The 25,732-nt window shown below is 51.9% G+C and carries 26 protein-coding genes and 1 tRNA gene; 9 read left to right on the forward strand and 18 right to left on the reverse strand.

Annotated features, from left to right (window positions below; translation table 11 throughout):
* Nucleotides 1–145: 145 nt before the first annotated feature.
* Nucleotides 146–221: transfer RNA gene (locus FZ040_RS11165), tRNA-Gln, on the reverse strand.
* A 231-nt stretch (nucleotides 222–452) separates the two neighbouring features.
* Between FZ040_RS11165 and FZ040_RS11170 the strand changes: the two genes are divergently transcribed.
* Entirely contained in the window at nucleotides 453–815 is a 363-nt protein-coding gene (locus FZ040_RS11170) for a PTS glucitol/sorbitol transporter subunit IIA (RefSeq protein WP_149172053.1), read from the forward strand.
* A gap of 19 nt (nucleotides 816–834) precedes the next feature.
* Here FZ040_RS11170 and FZ040_RS11175 read toward each other — a convergent pair whose 3' ends face one another.
* The 9 genes from FZ040_RS11175 to FZ040_RS11215 all read right to left on the reverse strand — a co-directional run bounded on the left by FZ040_RS11175 (nucleotide 835) and on the right by FZ040_RS11215 (nucleotide 9,023).
* On the reverse strand, nucleotides 835–1,872 hold the full coding sequence (locus tag FZ040_RS11175) for a LacI family DNA-binding transcriptional regulator (protein ID WP_149172054.1): 1,038 nt from the start codon (nucleotides 1,870–1,872) through the stop codon (nucleotides 835–837).
* A 154-nt stretch (nucleotides 1,873–2,026) separates the two neighbouring features.
* Nucleotides 2,027–2,707: a uracil-DNA glycosylase gene (locus FZ040_RS11180; protein WP_149172055.1), complete on the reverse strand. Its 681-nt coding sequence runs from the start codon at nucleotides 2,705–2,707 to the stop codon at nucleotides 2,027–2,029.
* On the reverse strand, nucleotides 2,685–3,710 hold the full coding sequence (gene folK, locus FZ040_RS11185; RefSeq protein ID WP_149172056.1) for a 2-amino-4-hydroxy-6-hydroxymethyldihydropteridine diphosphokinase: 1,026 nt from the start codon (nucleotides 3,708–3,710) through the stop codon (nucleotides 2,685–2,687). Before folK ends, FZ040_RS11180 begins: the two co-directional genes overlap by 23 nt.
* Nucleotides 3,707–4,069 (reverse strand): dihydroneopterin aldolase, encoded by a 363-nt coding sequence (folB, locus tag FZ040_RS11190; protein WP_149172057.1) that lies wholly within the window; start codon nucleotides 4,067–4,069, stop codon nucleotides 3,707–3,709. The genes folK and folB overlap by 4 nt, the downstream gene beginning before the upstream one ends.
* 13 nt (nucleotides 4,070–4,082) lie before the next feature.
* The gene (folP, locus tag FZ040_RS11195) at nucleotides 4,083–4,928 is read right to left on the reverse strand and encodes a dihydropteroate synthase (RefSeq protein ID WP_149172058.1); all 846 of its coding nucleotides are present in this window, start codon (nucleotides 4,926–4,928) and stop codon (nucleotides 4,083–4,085) included.
* Nucleotides 4,928–5,491: a GTP cyclohydrolase I FolE gene (gene folE, locus FZ040_RS11200; RefSeq protein ID WP_149172099.1), complete on the reverse strand. Its 564-nt coding sequence runs from the start codon at nucleotides 5,489–5,491 to the stop codon at nucleotides 4,928–4,930. Before folE ends, folP begins: the two co-directional genes overlap by 1 nt.
* A 102-nt stretch (nucleotides 5,492–5,593) precedes the next feature.
* The gene (locus FZ040_RS11205; protein WP_149172059.1) at nucleotides 5,594–5,779 is read right to left on the reverse strand and encodes a ferredoxin; all 186 of its coding nucleotides are present in this window, start codon (nucleotides 5,777–5,779) and stop codon (nucleotides 5,594–5,596) included.
* A gap of 157 nt (nucleotides 5,780–5,936) precedes the next feature.
* Nucleotides 5,937–7,325, reverse strand: a complete 1,389-nt coding sequence (locus tag FZ040_RS11210) for an aspartate ammonia-lyase (protein WP_149172060.1) — start codon at nucleotides 7,323–7,325, stop codon at nucleotides 5,937–5,939.
* A 267-nt stretch (nucleotides 7,326–7,592) separates the two neighbouring features.
* Nucleotides 7,593–9,023, reverse strand: coding sequence for a DASS family sodium-coupled anion symporter (locus FZ040_RS11215; protein ID WP_255448862.1), 1,431 nt, complete (start codon nucleotides 9,021–9,023; stop codon nucleotides 7,593–7,595).
* A 198-nt stretch (nucleotides 9,024–9,221) separates the two neighbouring features.
* Between FZ040_RS11215 and FZ040_RS11220 the strand changes: the two genes are divergently transcribed.
* Both FZ040_RS11220 and FZ040_RS11225 read left to right on the forward strand, forming a co-directional pair.
* On the forward strand, nucleotides 9,222–10,577 hold the full coding sequence (locus tag FZ040_RS11220; protein ID WP_187620313.1) for a sensor histidine kinase: 1,356 nt from the start codon (nucleotides 9,222–9,224) through the stop codon (nucleotides 10,575–10,577).
* Nucleotides 10,558–11,427: a response regulator gene (locus FZ040_RS11225; protein WP_149172062.1), complete on the forward strand. Its 870-nt coding sequence runs from the start codon at nucleotides 10,558–10,560 to the stop codon at nucleotides 11,425–11,427. The genes FZ040_RS11220 and FZ040_RS11225 overlap by 20 nt, the downstream gene beginning before the upstream one ends.
* A 1-nt stretch (nucleotide 11,428) precedes the next feature.
* Here the strand turns inward: FZ040_RS11225 and FZ040_RS11230 are convergent, their stop codons facing one another.
* Nucleotides 11,429–12,412: a LysR family transcriptional regulator gene (locus tag FZ040_RS11230; protein WP_149172063.1), complete on the reverse strand. Its 984-nt coding sequence runs from the start codon at nucleotides 12,410–12,412 to the stop codon at nucleotides 11,429–11,431.
* A gap of 116 nt (nucleotides 12,413–12,528) precedes the next feature.
* Between FZ040_RS11230 and cuyB the strand changes: the two genes are divergently transcribed.
* A complete protein-coding gene (gene cuyB, locus FZ040_RS11235; RefSeq protein ID WP_149172064.1) occupies nucleotides 12,529–13,272 on the forward strand; it encodes a cysteate racemase in 744 nt (247 codons plus the stop codon).
* A 146-nt stretch (nucleotides 13,273–13,418) separates the two neighbouring features.
* Complete coding sequence (locus FZ040_RS11240; protein ID WP_149172065.1) at nucleotides 13,419–15,605, forward strand: transporter substrate-binding domain-containing diguanylate cyclase; 2,187 nt, start codon at nucleotides 13,419–13,421, stop codon at nucleotides 15,603–15,605.
* A gap of 83 nt (nucleotides 15,606–15,688) precedes the next feature.
* Here FZ040_RS11240 and FZ040_RS11245 read toward each other — a convergent pair whose 3' ends face one another.
* The 4 genes from FZ040_RS11245 to FZ040_RS11260 are packed head-to-tail and all read right to left on the reverse strand — an operon-like array spanning nucleotide 15,689 to nucleotide 18,029.
* On the reverse strand, nucleotides 15,689–16,234 hold the full coding sequence (locus FZ040_RS11245) for a glutathione peroxidase (protein WP_149172066.1): 546 nt from the start codon (nucleotides 16,232–16,234) through the stop codon (nucleotides 15,689–15,691).
* Nucleotides 16,235–16,269: 35 nt separating this feature from the next.
* A complete protein-coding gene (locus tag FZ040_RS11250) occupies nucleotides 16,270–16,500 on the reverse strand; it encodes a glutaredoxin family protein (RefSeq protein ID WP_149172067.1) in 231 nt (76 codons plus the stop codon).
* Nucleotides 16,494–17,441 carry an NAD(P)/FAD-dependent oxidoreductase gene (locus tag FZ040_RS11255; protein ID WP_149172068.1) on the reverse strand — a complete coding sequence of 316 codons (948 nt, stop codon included), beginning with the start codon at nucleotides 17,439–17,441 and terminating at the stop codon, nucleotides 16,494–16,496. Before FZ040_RS11255 ends, FZ040_RS11250 begins: the two co-directional genes overlap by 7 nt.
* A 45-nt stretch (nucleotides 17,442–17,486) precedes the next feature.
* Complete coding sequence (locus FZ040_RS11260) at nucleotides 17,487–18,029, reverse strand: rubrerythrin (RefSeq protein WP_149172069.1); 543 nt, start codon at nucleotides 18,027–18,029, stop codon at nucleotides 17,487–17,489.
* 204 nt (nucleotides 18,030–18,233) lie between these two features.
* On the opposite strand from FZ040_RS11260, the gene FZ040_RS11265 reads away from it, so the two are divergent.
* The 4 genes from FZ040_RS11265 (at nucleotide 18,234) to nadC (ending at nucleotide 22,217) form a co-directional block, all read left to right on the forward strand.
* Nucleotides 18,234–18,689, forward strand: a complete 456-nt coding sequence (locus FZ040_RS11265; protein ID WP_149172070.1) for a MarR family winged helix-turn-helix transcriptional regulator — start codon at nucleotides 18,234–18,236, stop codon at nucleotides 18,687–18,689.
* 111 nt (nucleotides 18,690–18,800) lie between these two features.
* Nucleotides 18,801–19,709 carry a quinolinate synthase NadA gene (gene nadA / locus FZ040_RS11270; RefSeq protein WP_149172071.1) on the forward strand — a complete coding sequence of 303 codons (909 nt, stop codon included), beginning with the start codon at nucleotides 18,801–18,803 and terminating at the stop codon, nucleotides 19,707–19,709.
* 6 nt (nucleotides 19,710–19,715) lie between these two features.
* Complete coding sequence (locus FZ040_RS11275) at nucleotides 19,716–21,359, forward strand: L-aspartate oxidase (protein WP_149172072.1); 1,644 nt, start codon at nucleotides 19,716–19,718, stop codon at nucleotides 21,357–21,359.
* Between the two features lie 18 nt (nucleotides 21,360–21,377).
* Nucleotides 21,378–22,217, forward strand: coding sequence for a carboxylating nicotinate-nucleotide diphosphorylase (gene nadC, locus FZ040_RS11280; protein ID WP_149172073.1), 840 nt, complete (start codon nucleotides 21,378–21,380; stop codon nucleotides 22,215–22,217).
* A 708-nt stretch (nucleotides 22,218–22,925) separates the two neighbouring features.
* On the opposite strand, the gene FZ040_RS11285 is transcribed toward nadC, so the two are convergent.
* The 3 genes from FZ040_RS11285 to FZ040_RS11295 all read right to left on the reverse strand — a co-directional run bounded on the left by FZ040_RS11285 (nucleotide 22,926) and on the right by FZ040_RS11295 (nucleotide 25,708).
* On the reverse strand, nucleotides 22,926–23,417 hold the full coding sequence (locus FZ040_RS11285; RefSeq protein WP_255448863.1) for an SH3 domain-containing protein: 492 nt from the start codon (nucleotides 23,415–23,417) through the stop codon (nucleotides 22,926–22,928).
* 141 nt (nucleotides 23,418–23,558) lie between these two features.
* Complete coding sequence (ptsP, locus tag FZ040_RS11290) at nucleotides 23,559–25,271, reverse strand: phosphoenolpyruvate--protein phosphotransferase (protein WP_149172075.1); 1,713 nt, start codon at nucleotides 25,269–25,271, stop codon at nucleotides 23,559–23,561.
* 170 nt (nucleotides 25,272–25,441) lie between these two features.
* Nucleotides 25,442–25,708, reverse strand: coding sequence for an HPr family phosphocarrier protein (locus tag FZ040_RS11295; protein WP_149172076.1), 267 nt, complete (start codon nucleotides 25,706–25,708; stop codon nucleotides 25,442–25,444).
* Nucleotides 25,709–25,732: the final 24 nt, after the last annotated feature.

A 25,732-nucleotide genomic window follows, 5' to 3' on the forward strand; every position in this document is an offset into this window, starting at 1 on the left:
GATAAACTGTAATTTGTAAAAAGTGCACGAAGTTATAGGAACCTCCATAAGGTAGATGAATCAAGCTTATGGAGGCTTCTATAACTTCGTGCACCTATAATCTATACACAAAAAAGCACCGCTCTCGCGGTGCTATGCTTTCATATGGCAGGGGTAGCTGGACTCGAACCAACGCATGCGGGATTCAGAGACCCGTGCCTTACCAACTTGGCGATACCCCTGTGTCACTAGCGCTCTGCGCCATCAACATAAAATATTATACTCAAGGATATTTCACTTGTCAACACATTTTTTATATTTTTTTACACCCAGCCAAAAATTCAAAAAAATGTCTGAAAACGAACCAGAAAAGGGCAATTGTCCCCTTTTCTTTAAGAAAAGTATGATATAATAAAAGATACCTAAAAATGTAAGTGACGATTCATGTGTATTTTATTGGAGGAATGTATCGTATGGATATTAAGTATGATGTATCAATTACCGCTATCGGCAATTTGGCTAAAACCTTCCTTTCGGATAACAGCAGTGCTATCCTGCTTGACGAAGGCATCCGTCCGAACCTGTCCGATATGGTCATCGAACACACTCCTGGCGAACTCAAGGAAGACATCAAGAAAGGCGATAAACTGTTGATGGGCGGTGTTAAGTACACGGTCGAAAAGGTTGGCGACGCAGTCAATGACAACCTCCGCGAGGAAGGTCATTGCACGCTCGTGTTCAACGCTACCGGTTCTATGCCGGGACAGATTATCGTGAAGGGCCCAAGCCTTCCGGTTCTTTCCAACGGTGCTCACATCACCTTCACCAAGAAATAATCCTCGAATCAAATACCATTCAGGCCAGGCCGTTCATCGAGCCTGGCTTTTCTTTTTCATAATCACGTTTCAGATTGCGGACGCTCTCGCGCTCGACAAAGAAAAGCGGCATTTCCATATTTTCCTGCACCGGCTCGTCACGAAGCAGGTTGAGCATATACTGCGCGGCCTTCATCCCCACGAGCTCATAGTCAAACGCGACCGTCGTAAGCGCCGGATACACGACAGCCCCCACTTCATAGCCGCCAAATCCGGCCACCGAAATCTCCTCCGGCACGCGGATGCCGCGTTCGTGAATATATCGCAAGATACCCAGGCTGATATTGTCCGTCGCACCGACTACCACACTGGCCTTGCAACGCAGCACATCTTCTGCCTGGTTATAGGCCGACAAAAAGTCAAACCCCGTCTCGACAAAATCAACCTTGGCTCCGAATCTTCCCGCCTTGAAGGCATCGATAAAGCCGCGCTTGCGGTCAACGCCCACCGCCGTATCCTGTTCGGTAACCCCGGCAAAAACCGCATGCTTGTGTCCCATCTCGCGCAGGTAAGCTCCCATCATTCGGCCAGCTGCCTCGTCATCAATTTTGACAAAGGGCACTTTATCGTTTTTCTGGCCCGTATAGAGGATGGGAATATTTCCCTCCTGCGAAATTTTCACATGTTCCTCGGTAATGCCGACCGAATCCACCAGGATTCCATCCACACCCTGCTGCTGCAAATTGCGGATATTTTCCAGTTCCTTCCGGCCCGAAAGCTGGCTGACCAGTAAAATTCCCTGATACCCAGCCGGTTCCAATACCCGGCTGATGCCTGCCAAAAGCTTGCCAACCGTTACCGAGTCCATCCGCGGCAGCACAATGCCAATCAATTTGCTCTCTTTTGTCTTGAGCCGCTTGGCGAAGAAATTCGACTGAAAACCAGTTTGTTCAATTGCGGCCCGGACGCGTTCCTGTTTTTCGGTGCTGATATATCCATGATTCAAATAACGGGATACCGTACTCTTGGAAACTCCCGCCAGTTCTGCCACTTCTTTTATCGTAACCTTTTGATCCATTTCCTCTGCGTCCCTCCATGGATTCATTTCTTGCTATAGTCTACTATTATTTTAGGGCATTTATCGCGAAAAGGCAAGAATAAAGCAGAACCGATTCCACAAGTAAGAACACCTCCCATAAAGAGGTGCTCTTACTTATATAAACGCAAAAAAGCTACACATTCGGCAACTGCCAATCGATGGGGTCCTGCCCCGTCGCCCGCAAAAAGTCGTTGACCTTCGAAAACGGCCGGCTGCCAAAAAATCCACGATGTGCCGAAAGCGGGCTGGGATGTGGCGATTCGACAATATAGTGTTTCGGATTCGTAATCATCTGCTTCTTGCGGCGTGCCGGCGCCCCCCAAAGAATAAAGGCCATGGGCTTTTCGCGTGCATTGAGCAGACTGATGATTTTATCCGTAAAAGTCTCCCAGCCATGATGCTGATGGGAACCGGCTTGATGCTCACGGACCGTCAATACCGTGTTAAGCAGCAGCACCCCCTGCTCCGCCCATGGCTTCAGGCAGCCGTTATTCGGAATGGTACAGCCAAGGTCTGTCTGGAGTTCCTTGAAGATATTTAACAGCGACGGCGGCGGCTGTACGCCCGGCAACACGGAAAAGGAAAGACCGTGAGCCTGACCCGGGCCATGATAGGGGTCCTGCCCCAAAATCACTACTTTCGTATCATGGTAAGCCGTATAATGGAGCGCATTGAATATCGCAAACATATCGGGATAAATGCGGTGCGTGCGGTATTCCTGTATCAAAAACTGCCGAAGCTCACGATAATACGGCTGCTGCAATTCATCAGCCAGCAGCTCTGCCCAGTCATTATGAAATATCTCCATTGTCATTTCTCTCCCTGTCTATGCGCAGCCAGCGTTGAAAACTGCCCTGCTCCATTTCTTGCTCATGATCAAGCTGGAACCCCGAAAGTTCCGGCAGCCAGGTGTCAGCTTTATAACAGCCCCGCAGTCTGGTAATCTCAGCCACCCGCACATACGGCAGCAGCTCACGATAAACCTCCCCGCCGCCGATACACCAAAACGTTTTATCCGGATGAGCCTTATGAATCTCGCCTAGTATTTGCCACAAGTCCGCCAGCCCATTGGAAACGATAAAGCCTGGAAGAGCCGGCAGGCTGCGGGACAGCACAATATTGATGCGGTCGTTCAGCGGAGCTTCCTTGGGCAGGCTCTCGGCGGTCTTTCGTCCCATAATGACCACATTGCCCGCCGTCAGCGACTTAAAATGTGCCATATCATCCGGGACATGTGCGAGCAAACGGCCCTCAATTCCGAGTCCCCGGTTTTCATCAATTGCCGCTATCAGCCGGAGCGGCCAGGGCGTATCCAGTTCTGCCGCTAGTTCGATTGCCTGGCTTTTAATCGCTGGCTCTTCGCACCATGCCGCGACAGTTTTGCCCTTCACGATGAGACGCCCCGCAATATCACGCAATGGATAAAGCACAAAGGCCCGCTCGGTAAGATACGGATGCGGCAGGCGCAGTTCCTCGGTATCAAAGCGCTGCCCCTCCGCGGCCAGCAGGTCTATGTCAATAGTCCGCGCCCCCCAGTGCTCATGGCGGACGCGGCCAAGATCCCGTTCAATGCGCTGGCACTCGTGCAAAAAGGCCAGCACGGGCAAGCTCGTCCGTACTGCAGCCGCCGTATTGATAAAGCCCGGCTGGTCAAGTTTCCCCCACGGGGCCGTCTCATAGAAAGAAGCCACCTGCCAAAGACAGGTGGCCGGAATAGCGGCAATTTTCCGCAAGGCCTCGCGGATCGTTTCTCCGCGATTGCCCAGATTGGCACCAAGGCTCAGCCAAATCGTATACGCTGTATCGTCTCTATTCATGAGCGCGTCCTTACTACACTGATTGCTGCATCCTCGAAAATTCCGGGAATCGGCGCCTGCGGCTTATGAACCGTCACGCGGACTTTCTGCACCTTGCCGAAATCCCTGAGGATTGCTGCTGCGGTCCGCTCGCCAACGGCCTCGATAAGCTGGCAGGGCTCGCCCTCCACAATCTTCTTTGCCGTCTCATAGACTTCCGCATAATTAATCGTCGCCGACAAATCATCCGTTTCGCCAGCCATCTTCAAATCCGCATACATCGTGATATCCAGCAGGAAATGCTGGCCCTTTTCACGTTCCTCGGGCAGGCAGCCATGATAGCCATAAAAATCGAGTCCCGTAAGTTTTATTTTATCCATCGTTTCTTTCACCTTAGCCTAATATAACATCTGTCATACGGCACATCCTGGCAATCGGCTTAACGTCATGTACCCTGACGATGCCGGCCCCTTTCATAATGCCGATGACGCAGGTTGCCCCGGTAGCCTCCATGCGCTCCTCTACGGGCAAATCCAGCGTCGCCCCGATAAAGCTCTTACGGCTAGTACCCAAAAGAAGCGGATACTCCTCGCCATCAATTGTCAAAAGCTCCTGCTGGCGGCGAAGGACTTCTACATTCCCCTCGGGCGTCTTGCCAAAGCCAATGCCCGGGTCCAAAATGATATTTTCCCGCTTCATCCCGGCAGCATCGGCCAAGGCAATCGACCGGCGGAAAAAGTCCTTCATCGAATCGATGATGTCCCCTTCGTATTCCTTGCCGTCCTGATTGTGCATGACGACAATGGGCAGCCCGCATTCCGCTGCTACTGCGGCCATCTTCCCCGGCTCTTTTTCATACTGCATGCCCCAGATGTCATTGAGCATGTGAACCCCATGCTCAGCCGCCACACGGGCCGTCTCAGCCTTAAAGGTATCCACCGATACCGGCACCGGGCATTCCGGAATAAGTGCATCAAGGAACGGCAGTAATCGCTCAATCTCTTCCTCCGCCGGCATCACGGTAAAGCCCGGACGGCTTGACTCCGCGCCAATATCAATGATATCGGCACCGTCTTTTACCATCTGCTCCATGTGATAGAGCATTTTGTCCCGGGTATTCCATTTGCCACCATCCGAAAAGGAATCCGGCGTAACGTTGAGAATGCCCATGACAAGCGTGCGCTCGCCAAGTACCAGTGATTTTCCATCGGCGAAGTTGTAAGTGCGATTGGCAGTCATTATGATTTTTCTCCTCCTAGAATCATCCATGCCTGCTGATAGAGCGCGGAATCCGTTTGAAACACCCCGTTTTTCTCCGACGTGACGGTCCGCGTGCCATGCGCGAGGTCGCCACGCATGGTCATGCAGAGCTGTTTGGCCTCGACCACAACCAGCACGCCTCGTGCTCCGAGGTCACGCTGGACTGCGGCGGCAATCTGAGCCGTCAGCCGCTCTTGCAGCTGCGGCTGATGAGAGAGGACTTCCACCAGCTTCGAGAATTTCGAAAAACCAGCTACCCGGCCATCCTTCGGCAGGTACGCAATGCTTACCTCGCCAAAGAACGGTACCAGATGATGTTCACACATCGAATAAAACGGGATATTGCGGACAGCCACAATACCATCCGAACCGGCATCAAAGGTCTCTCCCCAGATGTCCGACGTATCTTTTCCCATGCCATCGAATAAGAACTGATACATCTGTGCCACGCGCTCCGGAGTCTTCTCCATGCCCCGCGCTTCGATATCCACACCGACAGCATCAAGGAAATCGCGCATCGCCCGGATTGCCTTCTCATTCATCTTGCTCATGGTATCCGTCCCCTCTAAAATATCAATACTTCTTATATAATATACTAGAACGAATTACACCGCAAGCGAAACAACGCCCATACAGCGCAACCGTTACTTTACGGTTATCGCCCCCACCGGGCAGTCTTCAGCCGCCTGTCTGGCATCATCGATGCTGCTGTCCGGCAGTTCCTGCCAGCCTTCCGCCAAACCATCATCCCCCATGCGAAACCCTTCCGGGCACGCGCCCGTGCACATTCCACAACCTACACATAAATCTTTATCCACATAGCCTTTCACAATAAAACCTCCTATATAATATACAGCTTACAGATTCGAATCTGATTGTAACAAACTCCATCACACATTTCCGTAACCATGGTAACACAAAAACACCCCAGGACCTATGCCCTGGGGTGTTTTCTGGGAATCTATAGAAATTTTCTTGGTTAGGCGATTAACCAGCAATACCCGGAGTCGTCATCTGTTTCGGGGAAAGGATTTTCTCCATCTTCTCCTGGGAGATGAGTCCCTTTTCGAGGATGACCTGACGGACCGGTTTGCCCGTGTTGTAAGCTTCCTTCGCAATCATAGCAGAGTTCTCATAGCCGATGTGCGGCAGCATAGCCGTGACGACACCAACGCTCTTGTCGAGCCATTCCTGGCACTGCTCTTTGTTCGGCTCCAAATCGATGAGGAGCTTATCCACGAAAGTATCCACAGCATTAGCCATGTACTTCATGGAGTTGAACATATTGAAGCTGATAACCGGCTCCATGACATTGAGTTCGAACTGACCGTTCTCAACGCCGAGGGAAACGGCGATATCGTTAGCAATGACCTGATAGCAAGCCTGGTCGAGGACCTCAGCGATAACCGGATTGACTTTGCCCGGCATGATGGAGGAACCCGGCTGACGTTTCGGCAGCTTGAGCTCATTGAAACCGCAGCGTGGGCCAGATGCCATCATGCGGAAATCGTTAGCCATCTTGATGAGTACGAGAGCCGTCGTCTTCATAGCGCTCGATACATCGGAGAAGCCATCGGTGTTGTTCGTTGCATCGATGATGTTGTCAGCCGTAACATATTTCTCACCCGTAACTTCGGAGAGCGTCTCAGCGACTTTCTTGATGTACTCCGGCTCAGCGTTGAGGCCCGTACCTACTGCCGTGCCGCCCATGTTCATGACATGAATGCCATCGATAGCATGGTTGATGCGGGCGATGCCCCGGCGGATGGAGGAAGCGTAGGAGCCCATCTCCTGACCCAGCGTGATAGGAACAGCATCCTGCAGATGCGTGCGGCCCATCTTGAGGATATCCTTGTACTCAACCGATTTTTTCTCAAGTTCCGTTGCCAGACGATCGAGCGAAGCCGTGAGTTTCTTTGCCTTGTGGGAAAGGCAGACTTTAATGCTCGTCGGGAAGCTGTCGTTCGTGGACTGAGCCATGTTCGCATGGTTATTCGGGGAAATGATATCGTAGCTCCCTTTCGGTTTGCCGATAATCTCCAGGGCGCGGTTGCAGAGGACTTCGTTGACATTCATGTTGACCGAAGTACCAGCACCACCCTGAATCGGGTCAACCGGGAACTGGTCAAGCCATTTGCCCTCGATAATCTCGTCTGCTGCCTGTACGAGCGGTTCGCCAATCTCTTTTGGCAGACGGCCCGTTGCCATGTTAGCCATAGCAGCGGCTTTCTTTACTTTAGCAAAGGCCTGAACGAAATCCGGATCAATCGTCTGACCCGTGATTTTGAAGTTATCAATGGCACGCATCGTCTGAACACCGTAGTAAACCTCGTCTGGTACCTGAAGCTCGCCGATGAAATCATGCTCTGTTCTCATTTTTTCCACGTTCCTTTCTTTTGCCTGTCGCTAAATATCCCCGCGGCAGCACCAAAAACCTCACATCATAGTCTTTAGTAGATATAAATGATATTAATCATTCGATTAAACAATCGCTTGATTTACGTTTATTGTATCATGTATACAAAATACATGCAAGAACAATTTTAAAATTTTGTCCTTATTCACTGCACATTTTTCATAAACAATTTCGACAATTATTGCTAACACGGACAGGGCCCGCCAAGGCCCCGCCCGTTACACCAATTACAACATGCCGATGATCTTCATGACCGGCAGGCCTACGCCCATCCAGACTACGATATGAAGCATCGTGATGATGAAACCAATCTTCCACCACTGGCCCTGGCCCATGAAGTTAGCACCGAAGAAAATCGGGGTTACACCGCAGCCATAGTGCGTGAGGAAAGAGGCACTGTTGCAGAGTGCGCCCAAAAGAATCAGTACACCGAGAACCGGTGCGCCGGCAGCTACGAGAATCGTTGCAAAGGCAGCAAAGAGTGCCATGATATGCGCACTGTTGCTGGCCAGTACATAGTGTGCGAAGGTGTAGACAAGGCAGAGGATAATCAGCATCGTCATCCAAGGCATGCCAGCAAACTGAGCCGCCATCACACCTGCGAACCACTTCATCAGGCCGAATTTGGAAAGATAAGCCGCCATATTAACGAGGACGCCCATCCATACGAGAACATCCCAAGCACCATGCTGTTTCGTGATATCCGACCAATCGAGGATTTTCGTCAGCAGCATAGCGGAAAGGCCCAGCAAAGCAACGAAAGCGGAGTCAATATGGTGGATCGAACCCGTTGCCCACATGATGAGTGCCGCGATGAAAATCACGCAGAGGATTTTCTCTTTGATGCTCATAGCGCCCATCTCGCCGAGCTCTTTCTTAGCCAGCGCCATGGTCTCCGGAGAATCCTGAATCTCTGGGTTGATGAGTTTGTACAGAATATACGGCGTAGCAATCGTCAGGATAAGACCCGGAATGATGCAGGCCATAAACCACTCACCCCAGCCGATGGAGGTGCCAAACATCTCCTGTGCCAGCGTGTTGCAAAGGACGTTGTTCGATGCACCCGTCAGGAAGATGCAAGCCGACGTGATGACAGCGGCATAGGCACTGAACATCAGGAAAGCACCCGTCTTCTTGTTTTTGCCCGTCTCCGCATCAGCACCTACTGCTGCCGTGACACTGCGGACAATCGGATAGATGATACCGCCGCCGCGGGCCGTATTGGACGGCGTAAACGGAGCGATAATGAAGTCAGCCGCGCTCATAACATAAGCGACGCGCAGCGTGCTGCTACCGAACTTCGAAAGAAGCATATACGAAATACGTTTTCCCAAACCTGTTTTGATAAATCCCTCAGCAAACATAAATGCCGATACGATCAGCCAAATCGTCGTATTGGAAAAACCTGCCAGTGCTTCACCGGCTTTCATGATGCCGAGGACCGGCAGCAACGCGCAAGCGATGATCGCGATTGCACCGATTGGCATCGGCTGCAGGATGAAACCTGCAATCGTTGCGATAAATACCGCCAAGAGGCCCCATGCCTGTGGGCCCACCCCGGCTGGTGCCGGGATAAACCAGATAATTGCACCGATGGCCACACAGATGAGGCCACGAACCAGCGGGCTCATCCCCTGATTTCCCTTTGAATCTGCCATGATTGTTCCTCCCTATAATTCCGTTTCAGTGGTCAATTTTATTGTTTTCAATTGACGACTGAGTTATTTGATGATATTAATATAACTATCTGACTACGAGAAACTACAAAATTCTATGTATTAACTATAAATATATTGCTATATCTTTTATTTATGACAAATATGTTTTTCCATAAATTCTTTAACGGAGATGCTAACATGTTCAATCAAAAGCCACTGCGTCAAGACTGGTTCTTGTTCGTTTTCATGCTCATTCTCGTGCCAATTGCCGGCGAGCCAAAAATCCATCCCTTTACCGGCGATTTCGAAAACTTTCGCGTGAGTTTCGGCTCGCCGGTTTTCCTGCTTTTCCTCCTTTGGCTTCAATCTTTTTCACGGATTTTTCTCGGCATCTCCGTCGGTATCGCCGTGATGATATTCCGAGCTTGTCTCGATATTGCCCTGTACGGACAACCTGTAGGACATTCCTTTTTGATTCACGTTCCAAACTTTTTCTACTATTTTACTTATGCACTATTTTTTGCCCTGCCCCAGCTCACCCGCAAATCCATCTACGCACAAGCCCTGGAAATCGCCTTCTGGGCTATCTTTGCCGAGGTATTTGCCGGCATTGCCGAGCTTGCCGTCATGAATGCCATCGCCTATCAGCACGGCTACCGCTTTACCCTTGAGATGCTGCTGCGGCTATTATTCATTGCCATTTTGCGTTGCTTCTTTATCCTGTCGTTCTTCTTCCTGTTCCAGCTTTACAACACAGAAATCCGCCTCGCGCGTAAAATCAAGGAGCAAAACCGATTGGCACTATTGATCTCCAACCTCTATGAGGAAGCTTTCGAACTACGCTGCTCCCTGAAGAACGCCGAAGATGTCACGCATGACTGCTACAAGGTCTACGACAAGATAAAAAACTGGGCGAAAACCCCCGAAGAACAGGCAATCGCCCGGGAAGTCCTGCGCATTGCCGGAGAGTGCCATGAAATCAAAAAGAATCACCAGCGCATCTATGCAGGCCTGCAGGAGCTTACCAGCAACCGCCATGTCGAAGACTACCTGCCCCCAAACCAGATTGTAAAACTACTGGTTCACACCCAATCCAAATACGCCCGCTCGCTGGAGAAGCAGGTAGGGTTTCACACCGACATTCAAAAAGGACTGCCACCACTCCACGTTTTCATGCTGCTGTCAATTCTCGGCAATCTGGCGGCCAACGCCGTTGAGGCCATAAAGTATTCCGGCCTCATATCCATTGCCATCAGCGGCAAAAAAGGCGACGGCCTTTTACACATCAGCATCAGCAACACGGGCAGTTTTATCCCGCCGCGCCGGCTGGACAAAGTATTCCGCCCAGGCTATACCACCAAATTCGACAGTACCGGCAAAGCCTCCAGCGGCGTAGGACTGACCTACGTCCGCCACCAGACGGAAATGCTCGGTGGCACGATTGCCATTGACTCCGATGGCAAAAACATGGTCACCTGTGAAATCAAACTGCCCTGCGCCAAACTGCAAAAACAGCTGGAAAGGAAATCAGACGATGAACATAATGTTAATTGACGATGATGAAGCCATCCGCATGATGCTTCAGGATATCATCGAAGACTACGACCTCGGTGAGGTTGCCGTAAGTCTCGACTCGGCCGCCACGCTCGACAACGGCCTGCTCGCCCTCCACCATATCGACATTCTCATCATCGATATGCTGATGCCCGGCATCGACGGCATCGAAGCCGTGACCAAAATAAAAAACGGCTTTACCGGCAAAGTCATCATGCTCTCACAAGTAGAGAGCAAAGACCTTGTAGGCAAAGCCTATGGCGAGGGAGTCGATTACTACATCACCAAGCCCCTCAACCGGAATGAAATTGTCAGCGTCCTCAAAAACATCAGCGAACACCTGCGGCTTGAGGCGTTCGCACAAAATCTCCAGCATTCGCTGGCCAACCTTACGCCACAGGCAAATACGGCGCCACTAGCTTCCAAGCCCGCCGCCAAGGGACCTGCCATCCTGCAGGAACTCGGCATTGCCACGGCCCCCGGCGCCCAGGACCTGCTCGACATCTTAAAATGGCTGAACCAGCATCACGGACAAGTCCCGAGCCTCAAAATGCTCTTCACTTCTGTCGCCGGCATGCGTCCGGACACGACGGATGCCGCCCGCGAAGCCAAAGCAATGGAACAGCGCCTGCGCCGCACGATTTACCAGGCCCATCTCCACATCGCCACCCTTGGCGCCGTCGATTACACGGACCCGCGGTTTGAACAATATGCGCCGCTTTACTTTGACTATGCCGACCTCCGCAACACCATGCGCCTGATTGAAGACGAGCAAAAGCCCAGCCTGTCACAGGTACATATCAACATGAAAAAATTCATTTTTGCCTTGCACGATGCCGTGACCAGATAATCTAGCTACCGGATTTTCCGGCAACGGAGGAGTCTTGCTGGTAGAGTCCCAGACTCGACTGGATAAAGCCCTCCATTGCTTTCGTCCGGTAGCCTCTTTTTTTTACGGCCAGAAACGTCTCCCGCGTCGCCAGCTCGCCTGACAGCTGGTAGTAGACCAGCGCGTCCGTCGGTGCGGCCAGACTGACCAGCGTATCGGTCAAAATCGTAACGCCCAGCCCCTGTCTTGCCATGTGGAAAGCTGTCATCAGCTGATTGAGATAGAGCCGTACGTTTGGCACCACTCCCGCCGACTGAAACAATCCTTTGGCGCGGCGGTACATATCGTTTCCCTTGCCCAGCAGCAGAAAATCTTCCCCGGCAAATTCCTCAAGCGGTACCACAGGAACATCCCCCGACAAATGACGGCCTGCCAAAATATCGGCCCGCATCATTTTCCCTGCCGCCACTTCGCGGCGCTCATTGACCACCAGCCGGCTCGGCACAGCCAGCAGCAGATGGTCGGTATAAAAGGGCATAATCTCGTACAGCGAAGCATCATAGACACCGCTGTCCACAATGATATCCAGCTCCTCCGTCGAAAGTTTATCGTAAAGGTCCGCCGAATCCGACTCCGTCACAGAAAGCCGGATTTGCGGATATTTTTGACTGAATGCCTCTATCATCGGCGGCAAAAAGCAGGACGCAAAAAAATTAGTTCCGCCCAAATGCAGGGAACCGCTCTGGAGCCCTGCCAAATCACTGCAATAACGGGTAAGGTCATGCTGTATCCGATAAATCCGCTCCGCTGCTTCAATATAGGCCTTTCCTGCATCGGTCAGCTGCAGTGGGCTGCGGCTGCGGTCAAAAATCGGCAGTCCTAGTTCCCGCTCTACTTTTTTGACCGCTGCGGAAAGCGCTGGCTGAGATACAAACAAGCGCCGTGCCGCCGCCGAAAAACTTCGCTCCTGCCAGACCGCATAAACGTAATCCATGCCAGTTAACATGAATATCCCCTCCATATCTCATAGATTATTTTTATATAATTGTTAAAGTTATATGTATTTGCTTATATAATACGCCAATGCTATCCTATAGGCAAGAAGCAAAGGAGGGAACGATCATGAAGACTATCGGTATTATTGGCGGCATGGGCCCCATGGCCACTGTTGACCTCATGCAAAAGATAATCCTGGCCACCGACGCCCGGGAAGACCAGGAACACATCCACCTTCTCATCGACAACAACACCGATATTCCCGACCGTACGGCGGCGATTCTCGGTCAGGGAACCAGTCCGGTGCCAGAGCTTTTGAAGTCGGCGGACCGGCTCACAGCGCAGGGCGCCGACTTTCTCATCATGGGCTGCAATACAGCCCACTTCTTCCTGCCGCTCATGATGCCATTCCTCAAAATCCCCTTTATCAGCATGATTGAAGCCACGGCTGAATTCTGCCAGCAGCAGGGCCTCAAAAAAGTCGGCCTGCTGGCCTCTGCCGGTACCTGTCATTCCGGCATCTATCAACGCGCCCTTCACTATGCGGGAATTGAAACCATCCAGCCGGATGAAGCGCAGGAAACTGCCATCCACGACATGATTTACACCGGAGTAAAAGCCGGCAGAGACTATTACGATACCACGCAGGTACGAAAGGTGCTTGCGGACATGACGGCCGCCGGTGCCGAGGCCTTTATCCTCGGCTGCACGGAAATGCCACTAGCCATTTCGCAGTACCAGCTCGAAGGGAATTTTCTGGACGCGACCCAGATTTTGGCCGAAAAGGCAGCCGCTACGGCGGGTGCCAAAGTCATCAGCCGGCTTCCCGCCGGCAAAGCAGTTTTATCCACAGAAATATCCACATACTGACCGCAAACTGGGGATAACTTGTGTATTACTCGCAAGTTATCCCCAGTTTTTCTGTGACTATTTGACTAAAGGAGGAGAACACTGCTCCCGCACCGAATAAAAAGGTACAGTTTATTGCAAACCGCCTATTCGAAGGGAAACATATCATGATAAAACGAATCATTTCTATACTGCTTTTATTCTGCCTTTTATTGAGTACTACCGCCACGGCCACCGCTCCCAAATTGCGGATTGGCTACATCGAGCCGGACCAGAGTATCCTGTCGTCCATTTACATGCGCAACTATTATGCCTCCTATCTGGACGAGCTGGCCAAACATGCCGGCTGGAATTACGATCTCATCGATGTCTCCATTAACGACAGCCAAACGATGCTCACTAACGGCACCATCGATTTGCTGCTTTCGGTCGAAAATCCCTACACCGATACTCCCTCTGGCAAGTTTGCCTTCAGTAAGGAATTCTTTGGTTTTGACATCGAAAGCCTCTACACCCGTGCTGGCGACAAGCGCTTCAACGCTCATGACCTCAGTACCATAATGGGCGCTAAGGTCGGATTAATCAAAAACCGTCATGCCAATACACAGTTCATGACCTTCCAGCACGATAACGAACTCTCCTTTGATTTGCGCTATTTTGACAATCAGGATGAACTCATCCAGGCGCTGGTCGACCAGGAAATCGATTTAGCCGTCGATACGGCCACCAACTGCAAACCCGGCGAACAGTTCCTGCTGGCATTTGCCCGGATTCCGGTACGCGTTGCCAGCCGACTGGAAGATTCCGCACACCTGCGGGAATTTGAAACGGCTATGAACAATCTGCGCGTTGAAAATCCGTCCTTTGAACCCAACTTGAAAAAACAGCTCACCCAGCGCATTGACCACCAGCTGACACATTACACGCCAGCTGAGAGCCGCTTTATTGAAGCGGCCGAACCACTGCGCATCGTCATCTTCGGGGGCAGCGCCCCATACATCGAATTGGATGACAGCACAGGGATTGCCTCCGGCATCTACGCAGATTTGCTCAATCTCATCAGCCGCAACTCCGGACTGCGCTTTTCGTATGTTCACGTCAAAACCTACGACGAGGCGATTGCCGCACTGGAAAATGGTGATGCCGACATCATGATGGACATCTACACCAACCGTCCGGACGAAATTCCCTTCACCTATACCAATTCGTTCTTTACCGTCCCCTATACGCTGATTGGCGCCTTTGAGGCAAAATCGCCAACCACAACAGGAAAATCCCGCGTCATCATGTCCCAGCCCATGCCCTCCCTGGTTTATTTCCTGCAACAGGAATATCCGGATTGGGAAATCAATACCACGGCTAAGTCCTCTAATGACAGCCTGAATATGGTTGCACGCGGCGATGCCGACTTCGCACTGATTAACAACATCAATCTGGAAACGGAACGGAATCTGATTCTGCATCCGGATTTGACCATTGTTCCGGGCATAAACGTCCAGGTGCCCATGGCACTGGCCATAGCGGATGGCAAACCGCGCATCCTGAAAACCATCCTCAACAAGGCAATTATCCAGATTGACCCGCAGGACTTAGTCCGCATTATGCAGCAGCATACGGTTGCCACCAAACCGAATCTTTCCATCAGTCATTTGCTGGCCTTCTATCCCATCCAGATTGGCCTTGCCATCGGACTGTTCCTGCTGCTGCTGGCCGGCGGTGCGTTCCTCTGGCACTATGGCCGGAAGCTGAAACATCAACGGACACTGCTGGAAGAGAAAAATCAAGCGCTCCAAACAACGATCAATACGCTGGCTGAGGTAAACCGCAGCCGCGACAATTACAAAACCCTGGCTGAGACCGATGCCCTCACCGGGCTGCTGAACAAGGCCGCTATCGAAAAAACCGGCCAGGAAATTCTCGCCAAACCGCCAGCACCAGAACGCTGTCATGCACTGTTCATCATCGATTTGGACCATTTCAAAGAAGCCAATGACACCATGGGCCATCAAAAAGGCGACGACATCCTGCGCCGCTTCGCCCTCTGTCTCATGCATATCGTCCGAGCCAACGATGCGATTGGACGCTTTGGCGGCGATGAATTTATCCTGATACTTGAAAATCTGCCGCGGCCAGCGGCCATCGCCATTGCCACCCGTATCAACACAGCGGCCCGCAACCTCGAACTTAACGAAGAAGGCAAACCGGCCCTGTCCGCCAGCATCGGTATCGCGCTCTCCCCCGCCCACGGAACCACCTATGCCGACCTCCTGCACAATGCCGACCAGGCACTCTACCAAACCAAAGAAAACGGCCGCGACAACTGGACGCTGGCCTTCTACAAAAACAAGCAATAACGCTGACCGCAACAATGGACATAATAGCCATATATAAACCGCCCTCGCGGACTTTCGAAAGTCCGCGAGGGCGGTTTATTTCCTCAAAGCAGTTTCTCAATCTCTGCAGCCATCTCTGCCGGAGCAAAGGTAGGCTCGAAACGGGCAACCACCTTGCCATCACGGTCTACCAGGAACTTGGTAAAGTTCCACTTGATGGAATCCCCTTCCAGATACTCAGGGAAATTCTGCTGGAGGGCTTCCGTAAGTTTCGCCGCAATGGGGTGCGACGCATCAAAGCCCTTGAAGCCCTGCTGCTCAATCAGATACTTGAAAAGCGGCTGGGCCGTTTCGCCCCGGACGTCGCCCTTTTCGAAAATCTGAAAGGTTACACCATAGTTCAAACGGCAGAACTCCTGCACTTCGCTATTGCTGCCCGGCTCCTGTTCAGCAAACTGGTTGCAGGGGAAGCCCAGGATTTCCAGCCCCTGTCCCTTGTACTTCATATAGAGGTCCTGCAATTCCTTGAACTGGGGCGTAAAACCACACTTGGAGGCCGTATTGACGATTACCAATACCTTGCCCTTATAGTCCGCTAAAGATTTTTCCACGCCTTTATTGGTCTTTACCACAAAATCATAAATGCCCATAATAATTCTCCTCTCTTACAGCAAACTTGCTTTCATCAAAGGCCCAGCATTTCGTCCAGCCTGGCCTTGTCAAAACTCAGCACATAGTCTTTGTCATTGACCGTAGTGATCGGAACCATGGTGTCTCCCGTCAGCTCATAGCAGGCATCACGGTCAACATCATTTTCCTCGATATTGTGCTCTTCAAATTCCACATTCTTGCTCTTCAGGTACTTCTTTACCTTTTCGCACCAGGGACAATCGTTGATTGAATATACTTTTACCATACGGGATTACCCTCCTTTATTTTCACCAGATATTTCTCAGCCAGCAAGGCTGCTGCCGTGCCATCGGCAGCGGCGGTAGTCAGCTGGCGTATTTCCTTTTCCCGCACATCGCCGGCGGCAAAAACGCCGGGGATAGCTGTGCGGCAATCCTCCCCTGCCTCGACACGGCCAGCGGGAGTCAGTGGCAGTTCTTCCTTATATAGCTCTGTATTGGGCACCACACCGATATTGACGAAAATGCCGTCCACCGGCAGGCTGCGGAGCTTTCCCGAAACCTTATCCAGCACCTCAATGCTCTCCAGACGGCCCTCGCCCTGCAGACTCTTGATTTCCGTCTGCAGGAAGATTTCTGCCTTGGGATTTTCCTTTAACCGTTTTTGGGAGACTTCATCGGCCCGGAAATCCGAACGGTGTATCAGATAGAGCTTGCTGGCATACTTACTGAGGAAATTGGCGGCATCCACAGCCGCATTGCCACCACCCATAACGGCGATGACCTTATCCTGATACATGTGTCCATCACAGAGTTCACAATAATGCACGCCTTTGCCAGCAAACCTTTTCTCCTCCGGCAGGGGCAGCTTGCGGCGATTCATACCCGAGGCGATGATAACGGCATCGGCCTCATAGATATGCTCCTCCGTCTCCACCAGTTTGGGCTGCCCCTTCAAGGTGACCTTCACGATAGAGTCAAACTCATCGATGACCGCCCCAAAGCTCTCTGCTTGCTGCTGCAGGGTGCCCATGAGCTCCTTGCCGGAAACTTTGGCAAAGCCAGGATAATTCTCAATGCCTGCAGCATTGGCAATCTGTCCGCCTACAATGCCATTTTCCAGCACCAGCACATCCAGATTCATGCGTCCGGCATAGAGTGCTGCGGTCAGCCCTGCCATGCCTGCACCAATAATGACTATATCCTTGTGGATACGTTTTTTCTCCATACCATCAGCTCCTTGTCTCTACATGCCAATCATCGAATAGAAATATTATTTAGCTTCCTGGAAAACACTCTTGAGCTGGCCGCAGAGGGGGCAGACGTAATCGTCCGGCTCATCATTGATATCCCCTTCATGCTCGAAGCCGCAGACAGGGCAGATATAGACTTTCCCCGCGGGAGCTTTTTTCTCCGGCTGATATTTTTCCAGAATCCTGCCGATAACTACGCCATGATGGCCTTCCTGCTTGGCAAAGATTTCCATCTCATCGGCAGCCTCGGCAAAACCTGCCGCCCTTACTTTATCGGCCACGGCCTTGACCTGTGCCTCGCCATTTGTTTCTGCTTTCTGCACCGTACGCAGGAGGTTCCAGAAATCCTGCGGATACTTGCCATTCATCACAGCGTAGAATCCGGCATGAACAGCTTCCTGGTTGGCAGATTCAATGAGCTCAGCCGCAACATCGTCATAGCCCTGTTCCTTAGCTAAACGGGCCAGCGCGTAATACATCATGGTGCCATTGGCCTCAGCCTGCATGATAGCCTTCATCGTGTTCTCAAGATCCGTCCCCTTCGTCAGTCCGTAAATGCTCATAATGTTTTCCTCCTTAAATGCCATGCACCAAGCGGGCAATTCTGCACAGGACGCTTCAAGTCCTTAATTTCATCTTACACGCTTTATTATACAGCCAAATTCCATTTTGTCAAATGGAATTTTTTAAATCTCATTTGATTTGATATCAATAGGATGGTAGAATAGATGCTAGAAAAATTCACTTGTAACATTAAGGAGTAAACTATGAGTAACAAACCGACTTGCGACCCACTGCTGCTGGAAAACCAGTTATGTTTTCCACTATATGCCTGTGCCAGGAAAATCGTCGCGGCCTATACCCCTTTCCTGAAGGAACTTGGTCTTACCTATCCCCAATACATCACCATGATGGTGCTTTGGCAATATAATAAAATTTCCATGCGCGACCTCGGCAAACTTCTTTATCTCGATTCCGGAACGCTGACTCCGCTGCTGAAAAAATTGGAAGCCATGGGCTACCTCAAAAGATATCGCAATCCAGAAGATGAACGCATCCTCATGGTTTCCATCACCGATAAGGGAACGGCCCTCCGGAACGATGCGGAGAAAGTACCCTACCAAATGGGATGTCTTGTCAACCAAAAGGGCGAACTATTCGCCAGCGAAGAGGTTGATAAATTGAAAGAACAACTTTATCAGATTATCCATGCATTAGCGTAATTTACAGTCCTACCTTTTTCTTGCCACCAGCAACATTTGTGTTTATAATAATATTGTCTGCTGTCATGACAGTAGACAATATTATTTACTTTACAAAAATGGAGCGTTACTATGGAAGATATCATCGACGAAATCATGCGGCTGAAAAAAGAGCGCAATGCAATTATCCTTGCCCATGTCTACCAGCCAGAAGAAATCCAGGAAATTGCCGATTTCACTGGCGACTCCTACGGGCTTTCCCGTCAGGCGGCCGAAACGGATGCTGACGTTATCGTATTCGCCGGCGTCCGCTTCATGGCCGAAACCGCCAACATCCTGTCGCCAGACAAAATCACCCTGCTGCCAGCCGCTGATGCAGGCTGCCAGATGTTCACTGACGCCATCGAGGGACAGGTTCGTCAGGCCAAAATTGACAATCCTCATGCCCTCATCGTCTCCTATGTGAATACGCCGGCTTCGGTCAAAGCCATGAGCGACATCTGCTGCACCTCCTCCAATGCCGCCGCAGTAGTCGATTCACTTCCGAAAGACAAAGAAGTCATCTTCGTCCCGGACCGCAACCTCGCTTCCTGGGCCGAGGAGCAGTGCAACCGCACCCTGCTCAAATGGCAGGGTGGCTGTCCGATTCACGGAATGCTCACCGTAACCGATATCCGCATGGCCAAAATCAAATATCCAAATGCCTTAGTTCTCATGCACCCCGAATGCCGCGCCGAGGTCCGCGAACTGGCCGACTACGTCGGCAGTACCAGTGGCATCATAAAGTACGCAGAAAAAAGCGAAGCCACAGAATTCATCATCGCCACCGAGGAAGGTGTCCTGTATGAACTGTCTGAGCGCTGCCCAAACAAACAATTCCACCTGGCCTCCCGCCGCCTGCTTTGCACCAACATGAAGAAAACCACCTTGGAAAAAGTACGCGACGCCCTAAAAACGCTGGAACCACGCGTTATCGTTCCCGACGAGATCCGGGAACGCTCCGCCGCCGCGCTGGAAAAAATGCTTGCAATAAAGGGGTAATGAACAATGCAGCGCTATTTGATGAATTTTAACACCCGCAATATGGAAACCCGCAACACCGAATGCCTGGTCGTTGGCTCTGGCGTCGCGGGCCTTACGGCAGCCATCCAGCTGGCACGTCACGGCCACCATGTACTGCTCGCCGTCCGCGATACCCTTGCGGACAGCAACACCGCCAAGGCACAAGGCGGAATTGCCGCCTCCTTCGGCAAAGATGACAATCCCGCCCTTCATCTGCAGGATACCCTCACCGCTGGCGCCGGACTAAGCGACGAATCGGTATCCCAACTGGTCGTGACCGAAGGTCCTGACGACATCCGCTGGCTGGCAAATAACGGCGCCGAATTCGACCGTACCGAGGATGGCTCCCTCGCACTAGGGCGCGAGGGCTGTCACAGCCGCAACCGCATCGTCCACAGTCATGGTGACGCTACCGGTGCCGAAGTTGCCCGCGCCTTAACGGTACTAGCCGCCACCGAACCAAACATCCGCACTCTGGAAGGCTGTTATATCGTTGACCTGCTCACTCATGAAGGCCGCTGCTATGGGGCCATTTCCCTCTGGCACGGACGGAAAATCTGTCTGCGCGCCCAGCATACGGTACTGGCTACCGGCGGACTTGGCCGCCTATTTCTGCACACCACCAATCCGGAAGGGGCCACAGGCAGCGGCACAGCCCTTGCCGTTCGGGCAGGCGCCACGGTTGCCGATATGGAATTCGTACAATTCCATCCTACGGCACTGGCACTTCCCGGCTGCCCGAATTTCCTGATTTCTGAAGCCGTCCGCGGTGCTGGTGCGCATCTCGTCAATCTTGACGGAAAGCGCTTCATGCCAGCCCTTCACCCCATGGCCGAACTCGCCCCGCGCGACGTAGTAGCGCGCTGCATCTTCCAAGAGATGACCAAAGCCAATGCTACCCATATCTGGCTTGATGCCCGCCATATCAAAAATGCCGCCAAACTCTTTCCCATGATTGCCGCCACCTGCCGTGAATACGGCGTCGATATCGAAAACGATTTAATCCCCATCGCTCCAGCCGCTCACTATATGATGGGTGGGATCAAAACGGACACCTGGGGACGCACGAATCTAAAGGGCCTCTACGCCTGCGGCGAAGCCGCCTGCACGGGCCTGCAGGGAGCCAACCGCCTGGCCAGCAACAGCCTGCTCGAAGGCTTGGTATTCGGCCGCCGCGCTGCCACCATTATCGGCAAGACACGATTGCCACAGGCCGACCGCGGCCTCTATTGGCAGGAAGAAAATCTCTCCGAAGCCCCCTTAGAATCGGTCACGGAGGATTGCCGCCGCAGTCAGGAAATCATGAGCCGCTATCTCGGAATCACGCGCAATGCCGCCGATCTTACCCGTGGGAAGGAAAAAATACTAGATCTTACGAAACGTTACGAAGGCTGTGCCGCCCACACGCCAGAGGAACTTGACCTGCGCGCCCGCCTGACCTGCGACCTGCTGGTTGTCCATGCAGCCATGCGCCGCCAAGAGAGCCGCGGCGCACATTACCGCAGCGATTTTCCCCAAAAAGACGACGCCTACCGGAAGCACTTCAGTGATACGCGGCCTGTATACGACGATGCCCAAAACATAAAGGAAGAAAAAACAGCAGCCGCCGCCATCGGCTTTGCCCTATAACGAAAGGAAAATTCAACTATGACCATGTTAGACCTCGATTCCAAAATCATCGCTTGGCTCCAGGAAGATATTGGCAGCGGTGACATTACCAGCCTTGCCACCGTTCCCGAAACTGCCACCGCCCATGCCATCATCCACGCCAAGGATACCGGCATCCTCGCTGGTATCGAAATCGCCCAGCGCGTCTTTACGCTGCTTGACCCCACGATAAAATTCGCCGCCCAGCTCGAAGACGGTGCCGAACTCACCCCCGCCTCTGTCATTGCCACCATCGATGGCAAGGCTCGCACCCTGCTGTCCGGTGAGCGGCTGGCCCTAAACCTTTTGCAGCACCTGTCGGGGGTTGCCACCCGCACCCATAAACTCGCCGCCATCGCCGCACCCTTTGGCGCCAAACTCGTCGACACGCGCAAGACCACGCCGGGCCTGCGCCTGCTGGATAAATACGCCGTCAAAGTCGGCGGCGGTGCCAACCACCGTCTCGGCCTCTACGATGCCATCCTCATCAAGGACAACCACATCCAGGTAGCCGGCGGCATCAAAGAAGCCCTTGACCGTGCCCATGCCTATGCCTCCCATATGACCAAAATCGAAATCGAAGTGGAAGATATCGCAGGCGTCAAGGAAGCCCTCGAAGGCGGCGCCGATGTCATCATGCTGGATAATATGGCCCCGGCCAAGATGGCCGAAGCTGTAAAACTCATCGACCACCGCGCCATTGTCGAAGCCTCTGGCGGCATCGACGAAACCACCCTTGCCGCAGCCGCCCAAAGCGGCGTCGACATCATCTCTGTCGGAGCACTCACCCACAGCGTCAAAGCCCTCGATATCAGCATGGATATCGGCGAAATCAAATAATCAAAAAGAGACGGTGAAAAATCCCTTTACGGTGACATAAAATACAGAAGCCCCCATAAGTTAGATTGATTCGTCTAACTTATGGGGGCTTCCTGTGAAATTATCCATATACATTTTACAAATTACAGTTTGCAGGGGAGTAGTACCCAGTTCGTATTCGAGGTAAGTCGCCGGCGGCGGGGGCCCCAGTACCAACGCTCCACCGGTGACAACTCGCTACAAGAAATTTTTGCCTTTTAATTAAGAGTTGGAAAACAGTTAAACGCGCTTCGCTTGGACGAAACTGCTTTTCCAACGAGAACGCAGGCAAAAATTTCTTGCTTCACGCGGAACGTCAAGGCTACGCTTATGGTACTGGGGCCCCCGCCGCCTCGGTTAGAGTCGGCACGAATTGCTGCGCCCTCGGAGGGTGCAGCCCTACGAAACTTGCCACAGACTCAGCCGCCGCTAGGGGCAGTGCCATAAACGAAGCGTTTGATGTTTTTCGTGAAGAACGAAATTTTTATCCTCACCGTTCGTCGAAAAATTGCTACCGTTCAAGCGAAGCGCGTTTTGCAACTTTTTCGATGCTTAATTAAAGATAAAAATTTCGTTTAGAAAAACATCTCCCGCGTAGTGTTGGCACTGCCCCTAGCGGCGGCGAAGAGTTGCTTCGAATGAGATTCGTGTAACCTACAAACTGCAATTTTGCAGCCTTCTTTTCATCCCTCAGTCCAGATAATACGACAGGGCATACCCTAATCTGCCATTATATTCCACATAATAAAAGCCATTTTCCGCCTGTTTGACAAAGCGTACCTGTGCCCCTCGCGGAATGCGGGCTGCCACTGGTGCCTCCGTCGACGGTTCCGTGCGCAAGCTGATCCACTCATTGCAGTTGACCACGCGATACAACGTCCATTTCGGCGTCAGATAGCTATAGAGAACATACCCGCGCCGTCCCTGATACCGCACATGCGCAAATACCATCTCATTGTAACACGGGTCATTGTCATCGATAATCGTTACCTTCGCCCCCAGCGGAATCCGCTCGAGCACCGGCGCTTCCGTCGACGCATACGACCGCAGGCTGACCCAGCTTTCGCAGTTGGTCACATACATGCCACCCTCGGTATTAATCCCGCACATTGCAGCATCTCCCGCCTGCGGAAAAAGCAGAAATCCGGCCAGCATCATCATTGCTAAAAATACTTTTTTCAAAATCATTTCCTCCCCTATTGCGATTTGATTCCCTAGTAGTAATTCTTCATCAGCAGGCAAATCCCTGCGAAAAAGCCCTTGAAAAAAGGCTATGCTTCCTTTTCCCAAGGGCTTTTATTTCAAGCGATATAAAGTTTGTTCTTACAGAACTTTTGCCAGATATGCTTTGATTTCGTCGCCATCTTCCATCTTCATGACGTCAGCCAGGATTTCCTTAGCCTTGATGGAGCTGATGTTGCGAATCTTCTCTTTGACGCGCGGGATGGACGGTGCACTCATGGAGAGCTCGCTGATGCCCATAGCCATCAGCAGAACTGCTGCATTCGGGTCGCTGGCCATCTCACCGCACATACCAGCCCAGATGCCGTTCTCACGAGCGCTCGTAATCGTGCGCTGGATGAGCTGGAGGACAGCCGGGTTGAAGTGGTTGTAGAGGTAAGAAATGCTTGCATTACCACGGTCGCAGGCGAGCGTGTACTGAACGAGGTCGTTCGTACCAATGGAGAAGAAGTCAACGTACTTCGCGAGTACCGGCGTCATAACAGCAGCTGCCGGCGTCTCAACCATGATACCAACCTGAACATCATCAGCGAAAGCCTTGCCCTCATGGGTAAGTTCAACTTTAGCCTCTTCGATGAGCTCTTTAACCTTCTTGAACTCAGCAACATTGATGACCATCGGAACCATGATGCCAACTTTACCGAACTTACCAGCGCGCAGGATAGCCTTGAGCTGCGGCATGAAGAGGTCGCGGCGCTGCAGGCTGATGCGGACAGCACGGTAGCCGAGGAACGGGTTCTCCTCTGCCGGAATGTTGAGGTACGGCAGCGGTTTGTCACCACCGATATCCATCGTGCGGATAACGCAGAGGTTGCCGCCGCATTTCTCGACAGCTTCCTTATAAGCCTTGAACTGGTCTTCCTCGTTCGGGATGTCCTGACGGCCCATGAATACGAACTCAGAACGGAACAGGCCAACGCCCTCAGCACCGTAGGTCAGCGCGTTGTCAACGTCCATGTGCGTACCAATGTTAGCCATGAGGTCAACTTTTACGCCATCAGTCGTAACCGCCGGCAGGTCTTTGAGCTGAGCATAGTGAGCAGCCATTTCCTGCTGCTTCTTGATTTTCTCATTGTACTCAGCCATCTCAGCTTCGCTCGGATTGATGACAATCTGGCCGACTTCGCCATCGATGACAACATGGTCGCCATCAGCAATCTTGTCGATGCGGTCCTCTTTGTTGAGGCCGACAATCGTCGGGATAGCGCGAGCCTTAGCAATGATAACGGCATGAGCCGTCGTGCTGCCCGAGCCCAAGAGGACACCGGCAATCTTATCCGTCGGCATGCCAGCGATAACGGACGGCTCGATTTCACGGCCGCAGAGAATTACTTTCTCATCGCCGATTTCTGGCTCTTTAACGCCGAGGATGTATTTTGCTACGCGTTTACCAACGTCGCGAAGGTCAACAGCGCGAGCAGCAAAATACTCATCGTCCATAGCCTCGAACATCTGAGCCTGCTCCTCAGCAGCCTTGAGGACTGCATGTGGTGCACTCGGGTTCTCATCGAGTTTTTCCTCGATTTTCTGCGCCATCATCGGGTCCTGAACCATCATGCGATGTGCTTCCATGATAGCAGCCTGCTCAACCATCTCCTGTTTCTGCAGACGCTCAATGCTCTCGCGCAGAACCTCAGCAACAGCCGTCAGGGCTGCCGTAGCTTTTTCCTGCTCCGTCTCTTTGCTCTCCGGCTGGTAGTTCACGAGATAACCGTCCAGATTCTGTCCAGCCAACATGATTTTACCAACTGCAATACCAGAAATTACGCCTTTACCGCGAATCGTCTCTGCCATTTTCTTTATTCCCCCTGAAAAAAAACTCTCTATCAATCAATGTGCCAGTGATAAATGAAAGCCTTTTCTTATACTATCGAAATATTACTAAAACTGCACGAAAAGCCTCCCCCCAGGAGTCCTCCCGGGAGAAGGCTATTCTATTGTGCAACATTGCTCAGCGCCGTGAATTATTCCTCACCGAACTTGGAAGCAACGAGATCTTTCAGAGCCTTAACTGCCTCAGCCTCATCCGGACCATCAGCAACGATCGTCATCTCCGTGCCTTTGACAAGGCCCATGCTCATGATCATGAGGATGCTCTTAGCATCAACCGTCTTGCCTTTAGCCTGGATCTGAACTTTGGATTTGAATTTCGTAGCCGTCTGAACGAAAATGGATGCCGGACGAGCATGAATACCAGTTTTGTTCTCGATCGTGATAATTTCCTGAGTCATTATTATACCTCTCCCATCTAAAAT

It is taken from the genome of Pseudoselenomonas ruminis (assembly GCF_008271295.1).
GTDB lineage: Bacteria > Bacillota > Negativicutes > Selenomonadales > Selenomonadaceae > Selenomonas_A > Selenomonas_A ruminis.

Excerpts from the sequence above, each read along its gene's own strand:
- FZ040_RS11170 (WP_149172053.1), top strand. The coding sequence starts at position 453 with ATGGATATTAAGTATGATGTATCAATTACCGCTATCGGCAATTTGGCT.
- FZ040_RS11175 (WP_149172054.1), bottom strand. The coding sequence starts at position 1,872 with ATGGATCAAAAGGTTACGATAAAAGAAGTGGCAGAACTGGCGGGAGTT.
- FZ040_RS11180 (WP_149172055.1), bottom strand. The coding sequence starts at position 2,707 with ATGACAATGGAGATATTTCATAATGACTGGGCAGAGCTGCTGGCTGAT.
- folK (WP_149172056.1), bottom strand. The coding sequence starts at position 3,710 with ATGAATAGAGACGATACAGCGTATACGATTTGGCTGAGCCTTGGTGCC.
- folB (WP_149172057.1), bottom strand. The coding sequence starts at position 4,069 with ATGGATAAAATAAAACTTACGGGACTCGATTTTTATGGCTATCATGGC.
- folP (WP_149172058.1), bottom strand. The coding sequence starts at position 4,928 with ATGACTGCCAATCGCACTTACAACTTCGCCGATGGAAAATCACTGGTA.
- folE (WP_149172099.1), bottom strand. The coding sequence starts at position 5,491 with ATGAATGAGAAGGCAATCCGGGCGATGCGCGATTTCCTTGATGCTGTC.
- FZ040_RS11210 (WP_149172060.1), bottom strand. The coding sequence starts at position 7,325 with ATGAGAACAGAGCATGATTTCATCGGCGAGCTTCAGGTACCAGACGAG.
- FZ040_RS11215 (WP_255448862.1), bottom strand. The coding sequence starts at position 9,023 with ATGGCAGATTCAAAGGGAAATCAGGGGATGAGCCCGCTGGTTCGTGGC.
- FZ040_RS11220 (WP_187620313.1), top strand. The coding sequence starts at position 9,222 with ATGTTCAATCAAAAGCCACTGCGTCAAGACTGGTTCTTGTTCGTTTTC.
- FZ040_RS11225 (WP_149172062.1), top strand. The coding sequence starts at position 10,558 with ATGAACATAATGTTAATTGACGATGATGAAGCCATCCGCATGATGCTT.
- FZ040_RS11230 (WP_149172063.1), bottom strand. The coding sequence starts at position 12,412 with ATGTTAACTGGCATGGATTACGTTTATGCGGTCTGGCAGGAGCGAAGT.
- cuyB (WP_149172064.1), top strand. The coding sequence starts at position 12,529 with ATGAAGACTATCGGTATTATTGGCGGCATGGGCCCCATGGCCACTGTT.
- FZ040_RS11240 (WP_149172065.1), top strand. The coding sequence starts at position 13,419 with ATGATAAAACGAATCATTTCTATACTGCTTTTATTCTGCCTTTTATTG.
- FZ040_RS11245 (WP_149172066.1), bottom strand. The coding sequence starts at position 16,234 with ATGGGCATTTATGATTTTGTGGTAAAGACCAATAAAGGCGTGGAAAAA.
- FZ040_RS11250 (WP_149172067.1), bottom strand. The coding sequence starts at position 16,500 with ATGGTAAAAGTATATTCAATCAACGATTGTCCCTGGTGCGAAAAGGTA.
- FZ040_RS11255 (WP_149172068.1), bottom strand. The coding sequence starts at position 17,441 with ATGGAGAAAAAACGTATCCACAAGGATATAGTCATTATTGGTGCAGGC.
- FZ040_RS11260 (WP_149172069.1), bottom strand. The coding sequence starts at position 18,029 with ATGAGCATTTACGGACTGACGAAGGGGACGGATCTTGAGAACACGATG.
- FZ040_RS11265 (WP_149172070.1), top strand. The coding sequence starts at position 18,234 with ATGAGTAACAAACCGACTTGCGACCCACTGCTGCTGGAAAACCAGTTA.
- nadA (WP_149172071.1), top strand. The coding sequence starts at position 18,801 with ATGGAAGATATCATCGACGAAATCATGCGGCTGAAAAAAGAGCGCAAT.
- FZ040_RS11275 (WP_149172072.1), top strand. The coding sequence starts at position 19,716 with ATGCAGCGCTATTTGATGAATTTTAACACCCGCAATATGGAAACCCGC.
- nadC (WP_149172073.1), top strand. The coding sequence starts at position 21,378 with ATGACCATGTTAGACCTCGATTCCAAAATCATCGCTTGGCTCCAGGAA.
- ptsP (WP_149172075.1), bottom strand. The coding sequence starts at position 25,271 with ATGGCAGAGACGATTCGCGGTAAAGGCGTAATTTCTGGTATTGCAGTT.
- FZ040_RS11295 (WP_149172076.1), bottom strand. The coding sequence starts at position 25,708 with ATGACTCAGGAAATTATCACGATCGAGAACAAAACTGGTATTCATGCT.